The following is a 20576-nucleotide window of genomic DNA, read 5'->3' on the forward strand; positions in this document are numbered from 1 at the left end:
AGCTTGTGACTAAAGGGGGCAAACTGTCCCCTTTTCCTGCCTTGAAACAACGTTTAAACGGAGATGCCGGTCACGCTGACCGACAGTGAAACCATGACAGAGATGAAGCCCGTGACCGAAGCAACCGCCGTGAAGGCCCCCGTTCTGCCGGACGCCCAGACCGTAACCGACGTCAAACACTGGACCGACAGCCTGTTCTCGTTCAAGGTGTCGCGCCCTGCCTCGCTGCGGTTCCGCTCGGGTGAGTTCGTGATGATCGGCCTGTTGGGCGACAACGGCAAGCCGCTGTTGCGCGCATATTCCATCGCCTCGCCATCTTGGGACGAAGAGTTGGAGTTCTACTCGATCAAGGTGCAGGACGGCCCGCTGACTTCGAAACTGCAGCACATCAAGCCAGGTGACCAGATCATCCTGCGGCCCAAACCCGTTGGCACGCTGGTCCATGACGCCCTGCTGCCTGGCAAACGCCTGTGGTTCTTCGCCACCGGCACCGGCTTTGCCCCCTTCGCTTCGCTGCTGCGCGAGCCGCAGACCTATGAGGATTATGACGAGGTCATCATCACACACACCTGCCGCGAAGTGGCGGAACTGGAATACGGCCGTCAGTTGATCGAAAGCATCCGTCAGGACGAGATGCTGGCCGAATTGATGGGTGAAGGCTTTGCCGACAAGATTCGCTATTACCCCACCACGACCCGCGAAGAGAGCCCCAAGATGGGCCGCATCACCAACCTGCTGAAGGACGGGACCGTGTTTGCCGATCTGGGCATCGAAGGCGGCATCAACCCTGACACCGACCGTGCCATGGTCTGCGGTTCGCTGGCCTTCAACCTGGACATCAAGGCGATCCTGGAAGAGTTCGGCCTGCGCGAAGGCGCCAATTCCGAACCCAAGGAATTCGTGATCGAAAAGGCCTTTGTGGGCTGATCTTCTGTCGCGGGCCGCTGGAATTACCGTGGCTCGCGCATAAACCCGCTGCAAACCTGTGAATTTCAGCCATTTCCGCGCGGATGGCGCTTGAAACGGGCCGCGCAGCAGTCTAAATTTCGGGCTCGAAATTCTGCAATCATCAAAGGAATGAACCAATAGCTCGCAGACCTCACAACGCGCCGCCGCAGCGAGACACCGGCCCGCGCGTCAATGATAAGATCCGTGCCCCCGAAATTCGCCTGATTGGCGCCGAAGGTGAAAACGTCGGGGTGGTTCATCCCGCCAAAGCAATGCAAATGGCCGCCGATGTCGGACTTGATTTGGTTGAAATCTCGCCCAATGCGAACCCGCCTGTCTGCAAGATCATGGATTTCGGCAAGTTCAAGTACGAACAGCAGAAACGCGAAAGCGAAGCACGCAAAAAGCAAAAAATCATCGAGGTGAAAGAGGTCAAATTCCGACCCAACACCGATACGCATGATTATGATGTGAAAATGCGCAACGTGTTCAAGTTTCTTGAAAACGGCGACAAGGTCAAAGTCACCCTGCGTTTCCGTGGTCGTGAAATGGCGCACCAGAACCTGGGCCGTGAGTTGTTGGAACGCGTGGCCGAAGACGTCAAGGATCTGGGCAAGATCGAAAACATGCCCAAAATGGAGGGCCGTCAGATGATCATGATGATCGGGCCTCTGCCACAGAAATAAAGTTCTCACAGAATGAATGATCAAAGCCCCCTTTTCATAAGGGGGCTTTTTTCATTGCAAGCGCGCTGTCCCATACCGCTAGATCACGGACGCAATAGCCTTGCTCAGCTTGCTGACCATCTCATCAATCTGCGCGTCTTCGATGATGAAGGGCGGTGCCAACAGGATGTGATCCCCCAGCAGCCCATCGCGTGTGCCAGACATGGGATAGCAGATCAGGCCTTCGGCCAGCGCGGCCTTTTTGATCTTGCCAGCCACCCCAAGCGCGGGGTCAAGCGGTGTCTTGGTGTCACGATCCGCCACCAGTTCAATGCCCCGGAACAATCCCCGACCCCGGATATCTCCGACATTCGGATGCTGGTCCAAAGCAGCCTCAAGTTTGGATTGGACCCTTTGACCCATGACCGCCACCCGAGCAGGCAGATCGCGTTGTGTCATTTCGCGGACAACTGCCAGGGCTGCCGCTGTCGCGACCGGATGGCCGATATAGGTGTGGCCGTGCTGAAAAAAACCAGACCCATTGCGGATCGCATCAAAAATCTGTGCGGTACACATCATCGCGCCGATGGGTTGGTATCCAGCGCCCAACCCTTTGGCGATGCATAGAATATCCGGGGCAACCCCATCGTGATCACAGGCAAACAGATGCCCGGTCCGACCCATGCCGCACATCACCTCATCCAGGATCAACAACACACCATACTGGTCGCAGATTTCGCGGATGCGTTTGAAATACCCCTCAACCGCTGGCACCGCGCCCAAGGTTGCGCCAACAACCGGCTCGGCCATGAACGCCAGCACGGTATCAGGGCCCAGCCGCAGGATCTCGGCTTCAAGCTCATTGGCCACGCGCTGACCGTAGTCAAAGCTGCTCTCGCCGTCGGGTTTCTCCGCGTATTCATAGCAGGGCGCGATATGAGTCATCTCGATCAGCATCGGTGCGAACTGCGCCCGCCGCCACGCGTTGCCTCCGGCTGACAAAGCCCCCAGAGTGTTCCCGTGATAGCTCTGCCGCCTGGCAATTACATGTCGCCGCTCAGGCTGGCCAATTTCCAAATAGTACTGCCGCGCCAGCTTGATCGCAGCCTCGGTCGCCTCGGATCCACCCGAAATGAAATACACCCGGTCCAAGTCACCCGGAGCATGCTCGACCAGCAAATCCGCCAACGCTTCGGCCGGTTCCGAGGTCATGAACCCGGTATGCGCAAAGGCGATCTGCTCGACCTGTTCCTGCACTGCCCGGATGACGGATGGATTGGAATGCCCCAGACACGACACCGCAGCATCACCACAATCCAGATAGCGGCGGCCCTGCGCGTCAATCAGGTAACACCCGTCCCCACCAGCCGCGACCGGCAGATCTGATTTTGTGTGACGCGGAAATACGTGACTCATTTGACTGCCCCTTCCAACTTGGCAACAAGCGCCGACACCGACGCGGCATTGTCTTTCCAAAGGGTTCCGCTCTCATCGGTCAGGCTGTTTTCAAACCCGACGCGAACGTCCCCGCCCTGCCCAGCAGCGTATGCCAGACAGGCATGTTCATGCGCGCCAAAGGCACACACCATCCATGGCGACGACCCTTTGGGAAATCTGTCCAGGTCCTGCGGGGTAGATTGCTGGCCGGCCGTATAGCGCCCCAGAACAAAAATACACTCCGCCTGATTTTCACGCACAATTTTGGCCTTTTGCCATTGCACCAGCAAGTCGGCATCGTCAGCATCGTACAGAATATGCTGCACCCGCGTCCCCTGCGCGGCACACAGGCCGTAAACCCGATCAGCCAATTCAGGCGAGCGCGCAATCTCCCGTATGGAAATCGACGCCCAATCCGGGCACACCTGCTCCAGACACGCAAACTGGGCGACCACATCGAACACGCCCGCGGCCTCGGTCGTGATTTGCAGGTCCAGCCCGGGTACACTCTGACGCAGCGCGGCCATCGTTTCCCGGTATTGACCAGCGTCCAGAGAATGCTGCCCCTCCGCATCCCTGATATGCAGATGCAATCCGTTCGCGCCCGCCGCAAAACAGGCGCGTGCGGTCTGGATAATCTGATCAGTGGATACCGGCAATTCCGGGTGATCCGACGCCCCACGCCGCGCACCATTTGGGGCGACAAGAACATAGGGCCGTCCAACAGTTTGGATTTTTGATTGCGAGTCCGACATGCACATTCCTCGGCTAATACTTGCCCTATCTAATCTGCCAAAAATTGTTTTTTACTTGCTAATTGCATAACATTTGTTTTTTTACAGCTATGAACAGCACACCAACCCAGATCATCGACCATCTGCGTCAAGAGATTGAACAGATGCCAGCTGCCCTGCAAGCTGCTGCCAAATACATCATCGACTACCCCGGAGATTTCGGCATTGATCCGATCCGTACCACAGCCACCCGGATCGGCGTCAGCTCGAATGTTCTGGTTCGTTTGGCGCAACGCATGGGTTTCGATGGTTTCGAGGCCTTCCGCACCCCATTCCGAAATGCTCTGGTTACCGACAGGGAAAGCGATCTGGGACAAGATTGGTTGAGCGCCCTGCAATCCGAGGATACCTTTGGCTCCTACCAAGCCAAACTGGTACAGAACGAACAGAACGTCGTCACACGGTCGCTGCGCCTCATGAAACCCGATAAAGTGCGCGAGGCCATCCAGTACATGACCAGGTCTCACCGGTGTTTCGTGACGGCCACGCGCGCCAGCTATGCGCTGGCCTACTATTTTTCCTATACAGGGCGCATGGCGCATCCGGGCATTCAGCTGGTGCCGCGCCATGTGGGATCCGCAACTGACGACCTATTGGATGCGGACCAACAGGATTGCCTGATCGCCATCACTGTTCATCCCTACTCGGCAGATACAATCCAATCGATGCGAATTGCGAAGCAACAGGGGCTGCGCCTGATCCTGATCTCGGACAGTGACGTGATCGCACCTGGGATCGAGCCTGATGTTACCTTCACCGTCAGCACCCGCGCCCTGCATCCGTTTTCCTGTTTCGCCGGCGCAATGGCCGTACTGGAATGCCTGCTGGGTCAACTTTTCGACGCAGGAGGTGAAGCTGCCCGTCAACGGTTAGACGCCTATCAAAAAGCGCGCGAAGACACCGGTGCGTATTGGCAGCCTTCAAAACCTCCAAGACTACGCCGTACCTAAAAAGCCCCGACTTGCGGCCGAGGCTTCAAGGGTTTTCTACCATTCACATACAGGCTTCGACGGCCCGTTTTGTCATGACACCGACAAGATGCGCGCGGTATTCTTTGCTACCATGCAGATCACCGATCATGTTTGCCGGATTGATACGTAGATCCATCAGAGCATCGGCCCTGAACTCTTTGTTCAAAGCTTCCTCCGCTTCGGACCAACGGAAGACACCGTCTTCACTGGCGCCGGTCACAGCAACGCGCACCCCATCCGCAAAACGTGCAAGGTAGACACCCACCAGTGCAAACCGCGACGCAGGCTGCAGGAACTTCTGGTAGCTCGCCGCCTGTGGCACCGGGAACCGGACTGTGGTGATGATCTCACCTTCATCCAGTGCGGTCGAGAACATCCCTTCAAAGAAATCATCCGCCGCAATCTGGCGCGTATTGGTGATAATTGTCGCGCCCGACCCCAAAACGCCCGCCGGATAGCAAGCTGCTGGATCGTTATTGGCAACCGAACCGCCAATGGTGCCGCGATTGCGCACCGCGGGGTCACCAATCTGACCAGCCAACGCCGCCAGTGCAGGATAGCTGCCCGCCGCCTCTGCCGCGACGGTTGCATGTGTTGTCGCTCCCCCAATCGACACCGAGCCGTCGTCGTCGACACATACACCCTTCATCTCGGCAATCCCGCTCAGCGAGACCAGAGCGGAAGGTGCCGCCAGCCGTTGTTTGAGCGTCGGAATCAGTGTTTGCCCGCCTCCTAGGGCTTGGGCATCCTCAACCGCCAGAGCAGCAACCGCATCCGCAATGGTCGAGGGTTTCTCAAACTCGAAATTGTACATTTCGTCTTCCTTTCCGAAAGGCGCGGAACCGCCCTTCATCTGGCTGTAATTATTTCGGAGAGCGCGAGGGGCAGCCCCTCGCACCCCAAACCACTCAGCTGTTCATCGCCGCCCAAACGCGCGATGGGCTCATTGGCATGTCGATGTGATCCACCGCCTTGCCACCCGAGTTCAGCGCATCCAGCACCGCGTTCACCACTGCGGGCGGCGAACCGATCGCGCCAGCCTCACCACAGCCTTTGACACCCAGCGGGTTGTGCGTGCAGGGCGTTTGGCTGGAGTGGTCGACCGCATAGAACGGAACATCATCGGCACGCGGCATGGCGTAATCCATGTAGGAGGCGCTCAGCAGCTGGCCGTTCTCGTCATATGCGCAGTTCTCTAACAGCGCTTGGCCAATTCCCTGACCGATACCACCGTGCACCTGGCCATCCACAATCATCGGGTTGACGATGTTGCCGAAATCGTCCGCGGCAGTGAACTTTTCGATGCTGACCTGTCCAGTTTCCGGGTCTACCTCAACCTCACAGGCATAGGCCCCTGCGGGGAAGGTAAAGTTGGCCGGATCATAGAACGCGGTTTCCTCCAATCCCGGTTCGACCTCCAGCGGGTAATTGTGCGGAACATAAGCCGTGAGGGTCACATCTCCCCAAGCAACCGATTTATCGGTTCCCGCGACACTAAACTGACCGTCCTTCAGCTCGATATCGGCCTCGGACGCCTCAAGCAGGTGCGCCGCGATCCGCTTGGCTTTCTCGATCACCTTCTCGGTTGCTTTGACCATGGCCGAGCCGCAAACCGCCAACGAACGAGAACCATAAGTGCCCATGCCGAATGGAATCTTGGAGGTATCGCCATGCACGATCTCAACCATCGACTCGTCAATGCCGATCATGTCAGCCACAACCTGCGGAAAGGCGGTTTCATGCCCTTGCCCATGGCTGTGTGCACCAACCATGACACTGATCGAACCGGTCGCGTTCACCCGAACGGTCGCCGCATCATAAAGACCCGCACGAGCGCCAAGCATGCCAACGATGTTCGAAGGCGCGATACCGCAAGCCTCAATATAGCAGTTGATGCCCAAACCTCGCAGCTTGCCCTTTGCCTCGCTTTCCGCACGACGCGCGGCAAACCCTGCAAGATCGGCCGCAGTCTCAAGCTTGTCCATCGTCCCGTTGTAGTCCCCGGTGTCATAGGTTAGCGCCACCGGCGTGTCATAGGGGAACTGGGTGACAAAGTTCTGACGGCGCAGGGCAATCGGATCGACGCCCAACTCGCGCGCAGCCTTGTCCACGACACGCTCCAGTTGAAATGTCGCCTCGGGCCGCCCTGCTCCCCGGTACGCATCCACCGGCACCGTATTGGTGAACATCGCCTTCACGTTCACCTGAATAACCGGCGTCTTGTAATTGCCCGCCATCAGCGTGCCGTGCAGCCATGTTGGAACCGAGCTTGAGAACGTCGACAGATAAGCGCCCAGATTGGCAAAGGTGTTGGTGCGCAGACCGACAAAGTTATTATCTGCATCAAGCGCCAGCTCGATGGTGCTGACGTGATCGCGGCCATGGGCGTCCGACATAAAAGCCTCGGACCGGCTGGACGACCATTTGACCGCACGCTTGCAGGCCTTAGCGGCGAAGGTGCAGAACGCCTCTTCGGCATAGTGGAAAATTTTGGTGCCAAAGCCGCCGCCGACATCCGGGGCCACAACGCGCACCTTATGTTCGGGCAAGCCCAGAACAAATGCACACATCAGCAGCCGGATCACATGCGGGTTCTGTGATGTTGTGTACAGCGTATATTCGTCCGTGCTGCGCTTGTATTCGGCTACGGCCACGCGCGGCTCCATCGGGTTCGCCACCAGACGGTTGTTCACAAGATCCAATGTGGTCACATGCGCCGCATTGGCGAAAACCTCATTTACCTTGGCATCATCAGCCTCACCCAACTGCCAGTCATAGCAGATGTTGTTCTTCAGATCGTCATGAACCAGCGTCGCGCCATCCTGCGCGGCGGCTTTCATATCCATGACGGCAGGCAATTCCTCGATGTCGACGTCAATCGCCTCGGCGGCATCACGTGCCTGTTCAAGACTGTCAGCGACAACCGCCGCAATCGGGTCGCCCACATGGCGTACCTTGCCTTGCGCCAGAATGGGGTGCGGCGGCTCTTGCATAGGCGCGCCATGCTTGTCGGTGACTTCCCAGCCGCAGGGCATCCCCCCCACACCTTCGAAATCTTTACCGGTGAATACCTTGACCACACCGGGCATACCCTCGGCGACCGAGGTGTCGACGCTTTTGATCCGTCCATGCGCGATGTCGGAACGCAGAAAATGTACATAGGCCTGGCCGGCCACGTTAATATCGTCGGTATAATTGCCGTCTCCGGTCAGAAAGCGCACGTCTTCGCGGCGCTTGGAACTGGCTCCGATGCCACTGTCTTTGGGCATTGCTTGTTCTCCTCCCAATAACGGATGCTTATGCACCCTTTGTCATCCCACGGGCGTCTCGCTTACGCCCGTAGCGGCATCATTCGGCAGCGATGCTGCTGACGTCCTGGCCTGACGCGGCCATGATCGCCTTGACGATGTTGTGGTATCCGGTGCAGCGGCACAGGTTGCCTTCCAGATACTTGCGGATTTCAGCTTCGGTCGGGCGCGGATTGTCTTTCAGCAACGCCGCCGTACTCATCACCATGCCTGGCGTACAGAAACCGCATTGCAACCCGTGATGATCCTGAAAGGCCTGTTGGATGGTGTTGAGCGAACCATCGTCGTTGGCCTGCCCTTCAATCGTGCCGACATCTGCGCCGTCAGCTTCCAGCGCCAGCATATTGCAGGATTTGACCGCCTCGCCATTCACATGGACCACACACGCGCCGCATTGTGCAGTGTCGCATCCTACATGCGTTCCGGTCAGCGACAGATGATCGCGCAGAAAACTGGACAGCAATGTCCGGCCCTCGACATCACCGCTCACGGATTTTCCGTTCACGGTCATTGAGACCTGTGTCATTCGCTCCTCCCAAAATGAAACTCCCTGGCCCGAGTTAAACACGGGAATTTTTGTTTGAGAACAAAAATATTTAGCGATTTGTCCAGGAGGTCATTTGGGTAGCCTTCATAAGTATTACGTTGACTCAGAAAGGCAAATTATCGCCGCGATGCCCGCGGTTGCGGCCGCGTCGGAATCTCTTTAAGCAATCCACCCACGCCCATTGCGGCAATGTCTGTTCCGGTCGTGTTGATTCCGCAGGCGACACGGGACAGCACCCAATCGGCCCCGTTCAACGCTGGTGACCGCGCGCATCCCGGCAACCCGATCACCGGTCGCGATCCTAGCGAGCCAAGAAATAGCAGATTGCCCGGATCGACCGGCATGCCGAACCGATCCACTTGCCCACCTGCAGCCCGCACCGCCTGAGGGGCGACATCAGCCACATCCGAGGTGGCCGACCCGGTTAGGATCATCGCTACCTGGCCTTGTATCTCAGAGACAGCTTGCGCAATCGCATCCGTCTGGTGCGGGACGATGCGGACATCGGTCATCTCCATCCCCAGTGCCTCGACCCGGCCCCGGATTGCGGCAATGCCTTTTTCATTCGAGGGCCCGCCAGGAATGTCGGTCACCACCAGCCCGGCTTTTTTGTAAACTGGTGTGGCAAGGCGGATGGCACCCTTTGCCACTTGTGAGGCTTCAAGAACATCCTCGCTTGGAACGGCATAGGATATGACTTTGATCGTCGCGACCATACCTCCGGCGCCCATCTGCTGATGTTGCGGCACGGTGGCAACTGTGATCATTGGGTTGACCTGATTGAACGCCTCAAGCGCTTCAACTTTTAGAACCACAACACCCGGCCCGTCCGCCAACAGGTTCACGCGCCCGGTGAACGGCTGGGTCACCCTTAGCGCGGCAGCTTTCGGATCAGGCGCCAGGGCATCGGCCAGCATTCCAGCGGCCTTGTCCTCATGACAATCTCCGGGCTCCAGCCGGGCGACCGTGACGGCCTCATACCCAGCGGCGGCCAGTTGTTCCTGATGCTCGGGCGTCAGAACGATCCCTTTGCGCAGCTTGGCGTCCTGGACCTGCACGGAATGCGCAAGGATGGCTCCGGCAGCTTGATCGACGGGAACGGGGCCGAACTTCACGCTTTGCCTCGCAGCACGGCTGTCATTTGCGCCAAAATGGCCACGGCGATTTCCGAAGGCCCCGCAGCCCCGATATCCAACCCGATAGGGCCATGAATGCGGGCGATCTGTGCGTCGGTAAAGCCGGCCTCTTTCATCCGTGCCACCCGCTTGGCATGAGTTCGGGTCGATCCCAGAGCGCCGATATAGAACACGCCCGCCTGCAAAGCTGATTCCAAGGCTGGATCGTCCAGCTTTGGGTCATGGGTCAACAGCACCACCGCCGTGCGCGCGTCCAAGCCCAGTTTGGCCACCGCCTCATCCGGCCAATCGGTCAAAATCTTCTCGCCCGGAAATCGTGCGTCCGAAGCAAAAGCGTCGCGAGGATCGATGATAGCCGGGTCATACCCGGCGATCCGCGCCATCGGCACCAACGCCTGCGCAATATGTACTGCGCCAACAATGATAAGCCGCAGCGGGGGATTATGGACCGCGACGAATGTTTGGCCATCTTCCTCAAACCCCGAACGGTCCATACGCAACCGGTCTGCATAAGCGTTGCGGCGCAGGGCTCGATGACTGGTTTCGATGTTCACTTCGTATGCCACGGGGTCACGCCCGGCACGCGCCTTAACCAGCTCACGCAGCATAGGTTCGGGCAGCACGCTGCCCACCGGCTCGACCAGAACCCGGATAGTACCACCACAGGCCAGACCCACGGCAAAGGCGTCCTCGTCGCTGACGCCGAATTCCAACAGGCGCGCTTCGCCTTCGTCGATCGCCTCCAGCGCCTCGACCACAACGGCGCCTTCGACACAACCGCCCGAGACCGAGCCTTCGATCCGTCCATCCGCACCTATGACCAGTTGCGCACCAACACGGCGCGGGGCACTGCCCCAGGTCTCCACCACTGTGGCCAGAGCTGTGGGCTGCCCTTCACTGAACCAGCGCAAGGCCGTTTCCGGGCTGTTGTCGAATCTGTCCATTAACACTCTCCGCCAGCGTTCTGACCCAACATAGGCAGGTTTCGCCATATGAAAAGGAAACCCGGTCATCAACTCTGTGCGTGAGTTCAAAGTTCGGAACCTTCGGCGCAATTTAGCCCGGATACCCGCCATAACCGCAAGGGATTGATTGTCACGGAGCCTGATTCTAGCTTACACGCGCGACTAGTGCATTCTAGTATGCGCATATTTTATTTTCGCAAGGGAGACAGAGACTTGAAACGCATTTTTACACTCGGAACAGCAATTGCCCTGTTGGCGTCAACCGCAGTCAGCGCGGACACATTCCTGCGTTATGGCGAAGTTGAAGGGTGGAAGGTCTTCATCGACCAAGAAAAGAAATCCTGCCTGATCGAGGCCGTAGATAGCGCTGAAAACGTGGTGCAGATGGGGCTGACCGAAGATCGTGGCGTAGGCTATGTGGGCGTATTCACCAAAGCCAAGACCGACATCAAGCGTGGCGAAAAAGAAGCCGTGGCGATTCTGCTGGGCGACAACGTTTATGTCGGCGAAGCCACCGGCATGAAGGGTAACATTACCAAGGGCTATTCTGGCGGCTATGTTCTGTCAGATGATCCCCAATTCGCTGAGGATATCGCAAAACAAAAGGTCATGATCGTGTTCCCGGAAAAGGAATTCGCCTTCACCGTTGATTTGACCGGCACCTACAAGGCCATGGAAATGGCGCGTAAGTGCAACGAAGAACAGCTGGGCTAAGGGTCAGCCGGAAAGCGCGGTCATCAGCCGCGCTTTCTCACCCATATCATCAGGCTTTGAGATTGCGGCGGCTAGGTCTTCCAGTGACGCAATTGAATGACCGGCGCGGAAACTGTCCACATGCGGCAGCATGGCCACCACGCCCTGCGCCTTGGGCATGAACCCATCCCAACGCAACAGAGGATTAAGCCAGATCAGGCGGCGAGACGACAGATGAAGCCGTTCCACCTCTCGACCCAAGGCGTCGGGGTCACCGCGATCCAGCCCGTCTGAGATCAGCAAAACCACCGCCCCCTGCCCCATAACCCTGCGCGACCAATCGCGGTTGAACGCGTGCAGGCATTCTCCGATCCGGGTTCCGCCCTCCCAGTCTTGCGCTTCGGCACCAGCCGCAGCAAGTGCTGCATCCACATCGCGTTGTTGCAAATGACGGGTGATGTTGGTCAGGCGTGTGCCAAAGGTAAAGGCATGCACCTTGGCCCATCCCGCCCCCTTGGTGTTCGAAACAGAGTGCAGGAAGTGCAAGATAAGCCGGCTGTATTGGCTCATCGATCCCGAAATATCACACAGCACCACAAGGTTGGGCCAACGCGGCTTGGGCTTTAGGCGGGCGATATCGCGCAGTTCTCCGCCTTGACGCATGGCCGCTCGTAAGGTCCGCGCACGGTCAATCCGGTGCCCCAGATGGCTGGCTTGCCCACGGCGAGATTCGATCGGCTTTACGGGCAAAGCCAATCGCGCCAGCATGCGTTTGGCCTGCGCGATCTCGGCAGTACTCATCTGTTCGAAATCCAGGCTGCGCAACAATTCCTCGGTCGACGCGGTTTTTGAGGCGTCGATCTCCAGCTCTGTTTCGCCCTCGCCCTCATCAACGTCTGGCGGGTCACGTTCGACTCCGTCCAACAACGCCTCAGCCGCACGCTTTTCGGCGGCGTCGGCCTTGCGTTCCTCTTGCACGCCACGGATCGCGGGCAACATCAAGGACATCATATGTTCAAGATACCGCGGGTCGCGCCAATACAGACGAAAGACCTGCGCGAACACCATGCGATGTTCGGGGCGGTTCACGAAACAAGCGTGCAAGGTCCAGTAGAAATCCTGTTTCTCTGTAAATCCTGCTGCCTGAACGGCACGTATGGCATCAACCACCCGACCTGTCCCGATGGGCAAACCGGCCTTGCGTAAGGCTCGCGCAAAATGAGTGATGTTTTGCGCCAGCTTTGGATCGTCGGGGATATCAAGCGGCAGTTGTTCGGCCATCAGGCCAATTCCAAATCAGCTTTCGCCTGATCCAAAATCCGCTTAGCCTCGGACCCCTGCAGCTTTTGAATGTCGTCTTGGTATTTCAGGATCGCGCCCAGCGTGTCGCCGATCACTTCGGGGCTTAGGTTGATCACGTCCAGCGCCAGCAAGCATTTGGCCCAGTCTACCGTCTCGGCCACGCCGGGTTTCTTGAACAAATCCTCGGTGCGCAGACGTTGGACAAAAGCAACGACCTCACGGCTGAGCGCCTCGGCCGCTTCGGGGGCTCTGGTGTGAAGGATTTCGATCTCACGGTCGAAATCGGGATAGTCGACCCAGTGATATAAGCAACGCCGTTTCAGCGCGTCATGCACTTCGCGCGTGCGGTTTGAGGTCACGATCACGATCGGTGGCTCGGGCGCTTTGACAGTACCCAGTTCGGGAATGGTGACCTGAAAATCGCTGAGCGCTTCAAGCAAAAAGGCCTCAAAGGGTTCGTCGGTTCGGTCCAGTTCGTCAATCAGCAGGACCGGCGCACCATTTTCGTCCGGGCGCATGGCCTGCAGCAATGGGCGCTCGACAAGGTACTCATCCGAGAACAACTCAGACTGCAAGGTCCCGCGATCTGCCCCGCCCGCCGCCTCGGCCGTGCGGATCGCCACCATCTGTGCCGGGAAATTCCATTCGTACACAGCCGAGGACGCATCCAACCCCTCGTAACACTGCAACCGGATCAGGCGTCGGTTCAGTCCGGCGGCCATTGCCTTGGCGATTTCGGTTTTTCCGACCCCGGCCTCACCTTCCAGAAACAACGGCCGGCCCAATTTTAGCGACAGAAACACAACCGTAGCCAAGGCCCGCCCGCAGACATAGCCCTGCGCGCCCAGCATTTTTTGAACGGCGTCGATGGAATCCGGCTGTGTCATGTCAATCTTCTCCTTCGCCTCAACTGGTCATGGCTGTGTACAAGCGTCAAGGCCATAGTCTTTCCAGACATACGGTGATCTGAGTCGTTGACAAGGTCTTTTCCGGCGGCGGGCTCTGTGCTAGCCGGTGCGCCATGACCGATAGCATCACGATCCGCCGCCCCGACGACTGGCATCTGCACTTGCGCGACGGCGCTATGCTGCAGGCCGTCTTGCCCGAAACCGCGCGACATTTTGCCCGTGCCATCATCATGCCGAACTTGGTGCCGCCTGTCGTGCGCGGCGATCAGGCCGCCGCTTATCGCGACCGTATCCTGGCTGCCCTGCCCGATGGCATGAGCTTTGAGCCGCTGATGACGCTGTATCTGACCGAAGACACCGATGCCGACGATGTCGCCGCCGCGCATGCCAGCGGGTTGGTTAAAGCGGTCAAACTGTATCCGGCGGGTGCTACGACCAACTCAGCCTCGGGTGTGCAGGACTTCAACAACGTGCGCCCTGTGCTGGAAAAGATGGCCGAGATCGGACTGCCCTTGTGCGTCCATGGCGAGGTCACCGACCCTGAGGTCGACATCTTCGACCGTGAGGCCGTGTTCATCGACCGTATTCTGGATCCGATCCGCAAGGCGACACCCGGGCTGCGCGTGGTGATGGAACACATCACGACCAAAGACGGTGTGGATTATGTGAAATCGAACGACGCAGATCTTGGCGCGACCATCACGGCGCACCACCTGATCATCAACCGCAACCACATTCTGGTCGGTGGGATCAAACCGCACTACTACTGCTTGCCTGTCGCCAAGCGCGAGGAACACCGACTGGCGCTGCTGGCCGCTGCGACCTCGGGCGATGCGCGGTATTTCCTGGGCACCGACAGCGCGCCGCATACGGATGCCAACAAGGAAATGGCCTGCGGTTGTGCCGGCTGTTTCACCGCGACAAACACAATGTCGCTGGTGGCCGAGATGTTCGAATCCCAAGGTGCGCTGGACAAGCTGGAAGGCTTCGTCTCGCTCAACGGGCCTGCGTTCTACCGCCTACCGGTGAACGAAGACACCATTACCCTGACCAAAGGCGCCCCCGTGGAATACCCGGACAAAATCGAGACCGAGGACGGCCCCGTGACGGTGTTTGAGCCGGGCTTCGCTTTGCACTGGCGCGTGGTTTAACCCGCCAGCATCCGTGCCAAATCGCGGGCGCGACCGCCGGTGCGCAGCATCGACCAGATCACGTCCGCCTCTTCGCCACCGATCAGCTTGCCTGCCTTGCCGCGCACGCGGTCTTCGCGATCAGACAGGGTCATCGGTGCCATCAGATCATGCGTCGCTTCAAGCCGTGCCCCGTCGCGGCGCAGCAGGGTCAGATGCGCCTGCGTTTCCGTCAGGGTCTCATCCGCCTCAACCGCGATCCTGTCGCGTAAGGATATCAGTCGCGGATCAGCACAGACCTTTTCCGAATAGCTGCCCGGCAAGGCCGTATCATGGCCAAGCGCCTGCATGGCGATCACGGTGCGATATGAAAACTTCGCCCCCAGCCCGGTCGTCGGAGACATCTGGTTACAAACGCTCATCCAGCGCGGGTGGGTCTTGATCTTGATCTCGGCCACTTCGGGTTCGGCGATATCCAGATCACGCGCGGCCTCAAGCGCGGCGTGTAGGCCGTGGCAACAGGCGTGGAACTTATGGCTGACTGTTTCGAACAGCCATTCATCGCCCAACCCATCTAAAGCGGTTTGCGCATCCGCCTGGCCGCTGTGGGTCGTACCAAACCCATACTGACCTTCCAAAGCGTTCATGTTCGGCGTGAAGCCTTTAGCGATCAGCAACGCTGCCTCGACCCCGGCCGAGGCCGCAAGCCCCGCATTATAGGGTTTACCCATTGTTCCGAATTGCGTCTTGAGGCCAGCCGCACGGGTGGCCGTCAACCCAAGCGTTTTTTGCATCTGATCCGCGCCGAAGCCAAGGATACGCCCTGCCGCAACAGCCGCACCGAACGCGCCTGCCGTAGCGGTTTGGTGAAACCCCGCCTGATAGTGATCCCGTCCAAGCCACAGCCCGACACGGATCGAAACCTCCATCCCCACCAGCGCGGCCTCAAGGAAATCGACGAGGATGCGGTCATCCCATTCGCTCAGCGCCAGCGCGGCGGGCAGAATCGCAACCGAAGGATGACCGATATGGGCAAAGTGCGTGTCATCGTAATCCAACGCATGCGACACGGTGCCATTAACCAATGCCGCCCCACGCAACGGCGCCGCCTCACCGCCAAAAAGATGCGCCTGCACGGCGCCCTCTTCGCCTAAGACAAGGTCACGGACCGTTTTAGAGACAGGCTCATCAACCCCGGCCCGACCTACAGCAATCCAGTCTAATACAGACAAAGACGTGACGACTCGCGTTTGCATTGTCGTCTCGACGGGTCCGGCAGCAAACCCTGCAAGTGATGTGGAAAAATCGCTCATGGGCGCAGTCTAGCGTGCGCCGTATGCGGGTAAAGACCTAGCCGTACAAATCCGCAGCACGGGTTTCGAACGCCTGCACGATCCGGTGCATGGCCTCGTTGAACACAACACCGATGATACCTTGCAGGATGGCGTTCTTGAATTCAAAATCCACATGGAAGGACACGTTGCAGCCCCCCTGAGGCGCGTCTGCGAACTGCCAATCGGATTTCATGTATTTGAACGGGCCGTCCAGATATTCCGTGTCGATCTTCATCTGATCAGGAAACAGCGTCACCCGGCTGCCAAACCTTTCACGGAAAACTTTGAACGAGATGATCAGGTCCGCCTCCATCACCTGCGCCTCGCCCGCGGCATAGGTCCGGCGAATACGGGCCGCGGCACACCAGGGTAGAAATTCGGGATACTTCGCCACGTCCGCGATCAGGTCGTACATCTGATGCGCCGTATACGGCAGGTGGCGGGTTTCCGAATGAGTAGGCATGGCGTCCAGTATTAACAGGTGACAATGGCGCGTGATTTCGTATGTTGCGCGCCAAAGATCAAGGGGGCAGCGATGAGCGACCGTGCATATGTGATAGATGAGATGATCTCGGCGAAGGCCATCGCCGCCCGGATCGAGGAGTTGTGTCGCGAAATCAGCTCTGAATACAAAGACACCGACAAGCTGGTCGTGGTCGGCCTGTTGCGCGGCAGTTTCGTCTTTATCGCCGACCTAGTGCGCGAGCTGGACCTGCCGATCGAGGTGGATTTCCTTGAAGCGTCATCCTATGGCGATTCAATGGAGAGCAGTCGAGAAGTTCGCATTCTGAAGGACTTGCGCGGCGCTATCGAAGGGCGCGACGTTCTGGTCGTCGAGGATATCGTCGATACCGGTCACACACTGAACCACGTCACCCATTTGCTGCAAAGCCGTAAACCCGCGCGACTGAGATCTATCGCTCTGCTAGACAAACCCAGCAGGCGCGAGGTCGATTTCCGATCCGACTGGATCGGGTTCGAGATTCCGGATGAATTTGTTGTGGGTTATGGAATCGACTATGCGCAGCGCAACCGAAACCTGCCATTCATCGGCAAGGTGCGCTTTACCGAGGATTGAGTTCACTCAACAAATTCTCAATTCGGAATATTAATGGACATTTGGGTGGACTGCGGATTAACCTCGCAAAATTATGGGAGGTTTTCGCACATGAAATTATTGCCAGTAGGTATTCTTGCCGCCAGCGCCGTAGTCCTGTTTTCAGGGTTTGCCGATGCCAAAGACAACAAAGGCAAGGGTAAAGGGGCGGACAAAGCCAAAATCGAAAAGCCGATTAAGTCCAACAACGGGGTCGCTGTTCCACCGGGACAGATCAAGCGGTACACGCGCGGCCAGAAACTGCCTGACGATTTGGATTTCGACTACCTTGATGATTTGAACGGCTGGAAGCTCAAACCTCTGCCCAAAGGGCAACGTTATATTCGTGTCGATGATGAAATTCTCTCGATCTCGAATGATACGCAAACCGTCATCGAAGCGGTTGGAATTGTCAGCGACCTTGTAAACTGAGCGTTCACCTCAGCAGGGATTGGATTGTCGCCACGAACACTGAGACCCCCACCGGTGTGAGTTCATCCGGGAAATCGTAATCCGGGTTATGTAGTTGCGGGTGCTTCTCACCCGACCCCAGCCAGAACATCGCCGCTTTAGCGTCTTTGCCAAACTGTCCGAAATCTTCCGAGAACTTTTGCGGGTAAGGTGTCACTTGACAGTTCACTCCTGCGCGCGCGCAAGACCCGCTTAGGATATCGACGGCGTCAGGTGCGTTCACACAGGCTTCGAACACATCTTCATAGGTGATCTCATATCCCAACCCTTGATCCGAAGCCGCCTGCGCAACCAGCGCTTCGGCCTCATCGATCAGGCTTTGCATCCGCGCATCAGCGACGGTGCGCAATGTCACCCACAGCTCGGCCCGGCCCGGCGCCACGCCAAAGGTCGGTTCACCAAGATTGACATGCGTCACGGTCGTCAGCGCGAAATCGGCGTCCAGCGAACCGTCACTTCCCAGCCCTGCCATTTGCGGCATCAACGCGGCCAGTGCCCCCGCCGGAGAGACACCATCCTGCGGCGCCGCTGCGTGCGAGGTCTTGCCCTTCAGAACAACCTTCATTCCGCGAGACGCGCAGTTTGCCGGACCCTCGCAAAGCAGAACGTCACCCAACGCCAGCCCGGGCAAATTATGCAGGGAAAACACATAATCCGGTGCAATTTCCATAAACTTAGGGTCCGCCCTATAGGCAATGGCCCCTTGCCCGGTTTCCTCGGCGGGTTGGAAGATCAACACCACCCGGCCTAGATGAGGGCGATTCTGGTTTAGATGGTCCGCAACACCCAGAACCATCACCATATGTCCGTCATGCCCGCACAGATGACCCTTGCCCGAAATGCGCGAGGCATAGGCTGCGCTGGACAGCTCTTGAATAGGCAAACCATCAAGCTCGCATCGAATGGCAACTGTCGGCCCGGCCTGCCCGCTGTCGAACACACCCGCCACGCCGTGCCCACCGATTCCAGTCAAAACCTGATCTGCGCCACGGGCACGCAATTCGTCCGCGATCCGAGCGGCCGTCAACTCTTCTTGGCCCGAAAGTTCCGGGGATTGGTGCAGTTCGTGACGCAGGCGGGTAAGCTGCGCGCGTGTGTCAGGTGTCACCCTTGCTCCAGCTTCTTCTGGCGTGCATCGCGCAGGCGGGCAAAATCGTCGCCCGCGTGGTAGGACGACCGGGTCAGAGGCGTTGCCGACACCATCAGGAAGCCCTTGCCAAAGGCTGCTTTCTCATAAGATGCGAACTCTTCCGGCGTGACAAAGCGGTCGACGCCATGGTGTTTCGGCGTGGGCTGCAGGTATTGGCCGATGGTCAGGAAATCGATGTCAGCGGCGCGCATGTCATCCATGACTTGCCGGACCTGCTGTTCGTCTTCCCCCAGACCGACCATGATGCCCGATTTGGTGAAAATCGACGGGTCCAGTTCCTTGACCCGCTGCAACAGGCGCAGCGAATGGAAATAGCGCGCACCGGGGCGCACTTCGGGATACAGCCCCGGGACGGTTTCAAGGTTGTGGTTGAACACGTCCGGCTTGGCTTCGACTACAACTTCCAGAACCGAGGGGTCACACTTCAGAAAATCTGGCGTAAGAATCTCGATCGTTGTCTTAGACGAACGGTGCCGTACGGCGCGAATGGTCTGCGCGAAATGCTCCGCCCCACCGTCGGCCAGGTCATCGCGGTCCACAGACGTTATGACCACATGGTTCAGCCCCAGTTTCTGCACGGCGTGTGCCACGCGTCCGGGCTCAAACGCGTCCAGATCATCTGGGCGGCCAGTGGCAATGTTGCAGAATGTACAGCCGCGGGTACAGATCTCGCCCATGATCATCATGGTGGCGTGGCCCTGGCTCCAGCATTCGCCCACATTCGGACACCCGGCCTCTTCGCAGACCGTAACCAGATTGTTCTCGCGCATGATTTTGTGAGTTTCAGCATAGCCCTTACCACCGGGTGCCTTTACGCGAATCCACTTCGGCTTTTTCGGTTGCGCATTGTCCTGACGATGCGCCTTTTCGGGATGACGTTGTTCGGGGATCTTCAGATCACGCACGGTTTGCTTTCCTGACTTTGGGTCATTTTGCTTCGACATAATATAAACTGCAGCGGTTAGCTACGCCACCCATGCATAGCTGCCATAACAGCGCACTATGCAATTGCAGAAGAACACCCAGCAAATCCCGACAAAGTTTCATTGAAAACAGCACGCTTTGATGCCTTCACAAGAATTCGCGTTCGCAGCAACAATCACGTTGAAGCCAATTTAGAACTGTTTTAAATCTTCGGCAGTTCACAGATGAATCACAGGAAATTGAGCATGAAATCCGGTACTAAACTGCCTGACGTAACCTTTCACACCCGCGTCCGTGACGAGGCTGTCGAAGGCCCCAACCCGTTCCGTTGGGAAGACAAGACCACTGCAGATTACTTTGCCGGTAAACGGGTGATCCTGTTCTCGTTGCCCGGTGCATTCACCCCCACCTGTTCGACCTACCAACTGCCCGGTTTTGAAAACGGCTATGCCGAATTCAAGGAAAAAGGCATCGACGACATCTATTGCATGTCAGTGAATGACAGCTTTGTCATGAACAAATGGGCACAGGACCAAGGTCTGGAAAACGTCAAGGTCATTCCAGACGGATCTGGAGAGTTCACTCGCAAGATGGGCATGCTGGTCGACAAGGACAATCTGGGTTTCGGCATGCGCTCGTGGCGCTATGCCGCCATCGTCAATGACGGTGTGGTTGAGGCATGGTTCGAAGAGCCCGGCCTGATGGATAACTGCCCCGAAGACCCCTATGGTGTGTCGTCCCCGGACAACCTTAAAAAGCACCTGAACGAAGCCAAAGAGCCCGCACTGGCCTAAGCT

21 protein-coding genes are annotated in these 20576 nt (G+C 58.0%); 8 read left to right on the forward strand and 13 right to left on the reverse strand.

Annotated elements, in window-relative coordinates:
* The first annotated feature begins 93 nt into the window (after window positions 1-93).
* Entirely contained in the window at window positions 94-927 is an 834-nt protein-coding gene (locus ACR0M2_RS01145; RefSeq protein WP_170358241.1) for a ferredoxin--NADP reductase, read from the forward strand.
* Window positions 928-1172: 245 nt separating this feature from the next.
* A complete protein-coding gene (infC, locus tag ACR0M2_RS01150; RefSeq protein ID WP_238528775.1) occupies window positions 1173-1634 on the forward strand; it encodes a translation initiation factor IF-3 in 462 nt (153 codons plus the stop codon).
* A gap of 78 nt (window positions 1635-1712) precedes the next feature.
* Here the strand turns inward: infC and ACR0M2_RS01155 are convergent, their stop codons facing one another.
* Both ACR0M2_RS01155 and ACR0M2_RS01160 read right to left on the reverse strand, forming a co-directional pair.
* On the reverse strand, window positions 1713-3029 hold the full coding sequence (locus ACR0M2_RS01155; RefSeq protein ID WP_480703816.1) for an aspartate aminotransferase family protein: 1317 nt from the start codon (window positions 3027-3029) through the stop codon (window positions 1713-1715).
* Complete coding sequence (locus ACR0M2_RS01160; protein ID WP_480703817.1) at window positions 3026-3805, reverse strand: beta-keto acid cleavage family enzyme; 780 nt, start codon at window positions 3803-3805, stop codon at window positions 3026-3028. The genes ACR0M2_RS01155 and ACR0M2_RS01160 overlap by 4 nt, the downstream gene beginning before the upstream one ends.
* Before the next feature lie 89 nt (window positions 3806-3894).
* Between ACR0M2_RS01160 and ACR0M2_RS01165 the strand changes: the two genes are divergently transcribed.
* The gene (locus ACR0M2_RS01165; protein ID WP_480703819.1) at window positions 3895-4794 is read left to right on the forward strand and encodes a MurR/RpiR family transcriptional regulator; all 900 of its coding nucleotides are present in this window, start codon (window positions 3895-3897) and stop codon (window positions 4792-4794) included.
* 43 nt (window positions 4795-4837) lie between these two features.
* Here ACR0M2_RS01165 and ACR0M2_RS01170 read toward each other — a convergent pair whose 3' ends face one another.
* The 5 genes from ACR0M2_RS01170 to ACR0M2_RS01190 all read right to left on the reverse strand — a co-directional run bounded on the left by ACR0M2_RS01170 (window position 4838) and on the right by ACR0M2_RS01190 (window position 10750).
* Window positions 4838-5629: an FAD binding domain-containing protein gene (locus tag ACR0M2_RS01170; protein ID WP_170348546.1), complete on the reverse strand. Its 792-nt coding sequence runs from the start codon at window positions 5627-5629 to the stop codon at window positions 4838-4840.
* Window positions 5630-5723: 94 nt separating this feature from the next.
* Window positions 5724-8084, reverse strand: coding sequence for a xanthine dehydrogenase family protein molybdopterin-binding subunit (locus tag ACR0M2_RS01175; RefSeq protein ID WP_480703821.1), 2361 nt, complete (start codon window positions 8082-8084; stop codon window positions 5724-5726).
* A gap of 79 nt (window positions 8085-8163) precedes the next feature.
* Entirely contained in the window at window positions 8164-8649 is a 486-nt protein-coding gene (locus tag ACR0M2_RS01180; protein WP_170358232.1) for a (2Fe-2S)-binding protein, read from the reverse strand.
* Between the two features lie 137 nt (window positions 8650-8786).
* A complete protein-coding gene (locus ACR0M2_RS01185) occupies window positions 8787-9785 on the reverse strand; it encodes a molybdopterin-binding protein (protein ID WP_480703823.1) in 999 nt (332 codons plus the stop codon).
* The gene (locus ACR0M2_RS01190) at window positions 9782-10750 is read right to left on the reverse strand and encodes an XdhC family protein (RefSeq protein ID WP_480703825.1); all 969 of its coding nucleotides are present in this window, start codon (window positions 10748-10750) and stop codon (window positions 9782-9784) included. Before ACR0M2_RS01190 ends, ACR0M2_RS01185 begins: the two co-directional genes overlap by 4 nt.
* Before the next feature lie 234 nt (window positions 10751-10984).
* Between ACR0M2_RS01190 and ACR0M2_RS01195 the strand changes: the two genes are divergently transcribed.
* The gene (locus ACR0M2_RS01195) at window positions 10985-11485 is read left to right on the forward strand and encodes a hypothetical protein (RefSeq protein ID WP_170375108.1); all 501 of its coding nucleotides are present in this window, start codon (window positions 10985-10987) and stop codon (window positions 11483-11485) included.
* Window positions 11486-11488: 3 nt separating this feature from the next.
* Here ACR0M2_RS01195 and ACR0M2_RS01200 read toward each other — a convergent pair whose 3' ends face one another.
* On the reverse strand, window positions 11489-12745 hold the full coding sequence (locus ACR0M2_RS01200) for a vWA domain-containing protein (protein WP_170348540.1): 1257 nt from the start codon (window positions 12743-12745) through the stop codon (window positions 11489-11491).
* The gene (locus ACR0M2_RS01205) at window positions 12745-13653 is read right to left on the reverse strand and encodes an AAA family ATPase (protein ID WP_480646522.1); all 909 of its coding nucleotides are present in this window, start codon (window positions 13651-13653) and stop codon (window positions 12745-12747) included. The genes ACR0M2_RS01200 and ACR0M2_RS01205 overlap by 1 nt, the downstream gene beginning before the upstream one ends.
* A 134-nt stretch (window positions 13654-13787) precedes the next feature.
* On the opposite strand from ACR0M2_RS01205, the gene pyrC reads away from it, so the two are divergent.
* Window positions 13788-14825 carry a dihydroorotase gene (gene pyrC / locus ACR0M2_RS01210; RefSeq protein ID WP_480703827.1) on the forward strand — a complete coding sequence of 346 codons (1038 nt, stop codon included), beginning with the start codon at window positions 13788-13790 and terminating at the stop codon, window positions 14823-14825.
* Here pyrC and ACR0M2_RS01215 read toward each other — a convergent pair.
* Entirely contained in the window at window positions 14822-16117 is a 1296-nt protein-coding gene (locus ACR0M2_RS01215; RefSeq protein WP_480703829.1) for an MmgE/PrpD family protein, read from the reverse strand. The two genes, pyrC and ACR0M2_RS01215, sit on opposite strands and share 4 nt — an antisense overlap.
* A gap of 37 nt (window positions 16118-16154) precedes the next feature.
* Window positions 16155-16601, reverse strand: a complete 447-nt coding sequence (locus ACR0M2_RS01220) for a type II toxin-antitoxin system RatA family toxin (RefSeq protein WP_480703831.1) — start codon at window positions 16599-16601, stop codon at window positions 16155-16157.
* Between the two features lie 72 nt (window positions 16602-16673).
* On the opposite strand from ACR0M2_RS01220, the gene hpt reads away from it, so the two are divergent.
* Window positions 16674-17216, forward strand: coding sequence for a hypoxanthine phosphoribosyltransferase (gene hpt / locus ACR0M2_RS01225; protein ID WP_170513756.1), 543 nt, complete (start codon window positions 16674-16676; stop codon window positions 17214-17216).
* Window positions 17217-17249: 33 nt separating this feature from the next.
* Window positions 17250-17666 carry a hypothetical protein gene (locus ACR0M2_RS01230; protein WP_226688518.1) on the forward strand — a complete coding sequence of 139 codons (417 nt, stop codon included), beginning with the start codon at window positions 17250-17252 and terminating at the stop codon, window positions 17664-17666.
* A gap of 4 nt (window positions 17667-17670) precedes the next feature.
* On the opposite strand, the gene ACR0M2_RS01235 is transcribed toward ACR0M2_RS01230, so the two are convergent.
* Together ACR0M2_RS01235 and lipA are read right to left on the reverse strand one after the other, a co-directional pair.
* Entirely contained in the window at window positions 17671-18813 is a 1143-nt protein-coding gene (locus tag ACR0M2_RS01235) for an amidohydrolase (RefSeq protein WP_480703832.1), read from the reverse strand.
* Complete coding sequence (lipA, locus tag ACR0M2_RS01240) at window positions 18810-19760, reverse strand: lipoyl synthase (protein WP_480703834.1); 951 nt, start codon at window positions 19758-19760, stop codon at window positions 18810-18812. The genes ACR0M2_RS01235 and lipA overlap by 4 nt, the downstream gene beginning before the upstream one ends.
* 264 nt (window positions 19761-20024) lie before the next feature.
* Between lipA and ACR0M2_RS01245 the strand changes: the two genes are divergently transcribed.
* Complete coding sequence (locus tag ACR0M2_RS01245; protein ID WP_170348532.1) at window positions 20025-20573, forward strand: peroxiredoxin; 549 nt, start codon at window positions 20025-20027, stop codon at window positions 20571-20573.
* Window positions 20574-20576: the final 3 nt, after the last annotated feature.

The sequence above is a fragment of the Ruegeria sp. BE10 genome, assembly GCF_056538905.1.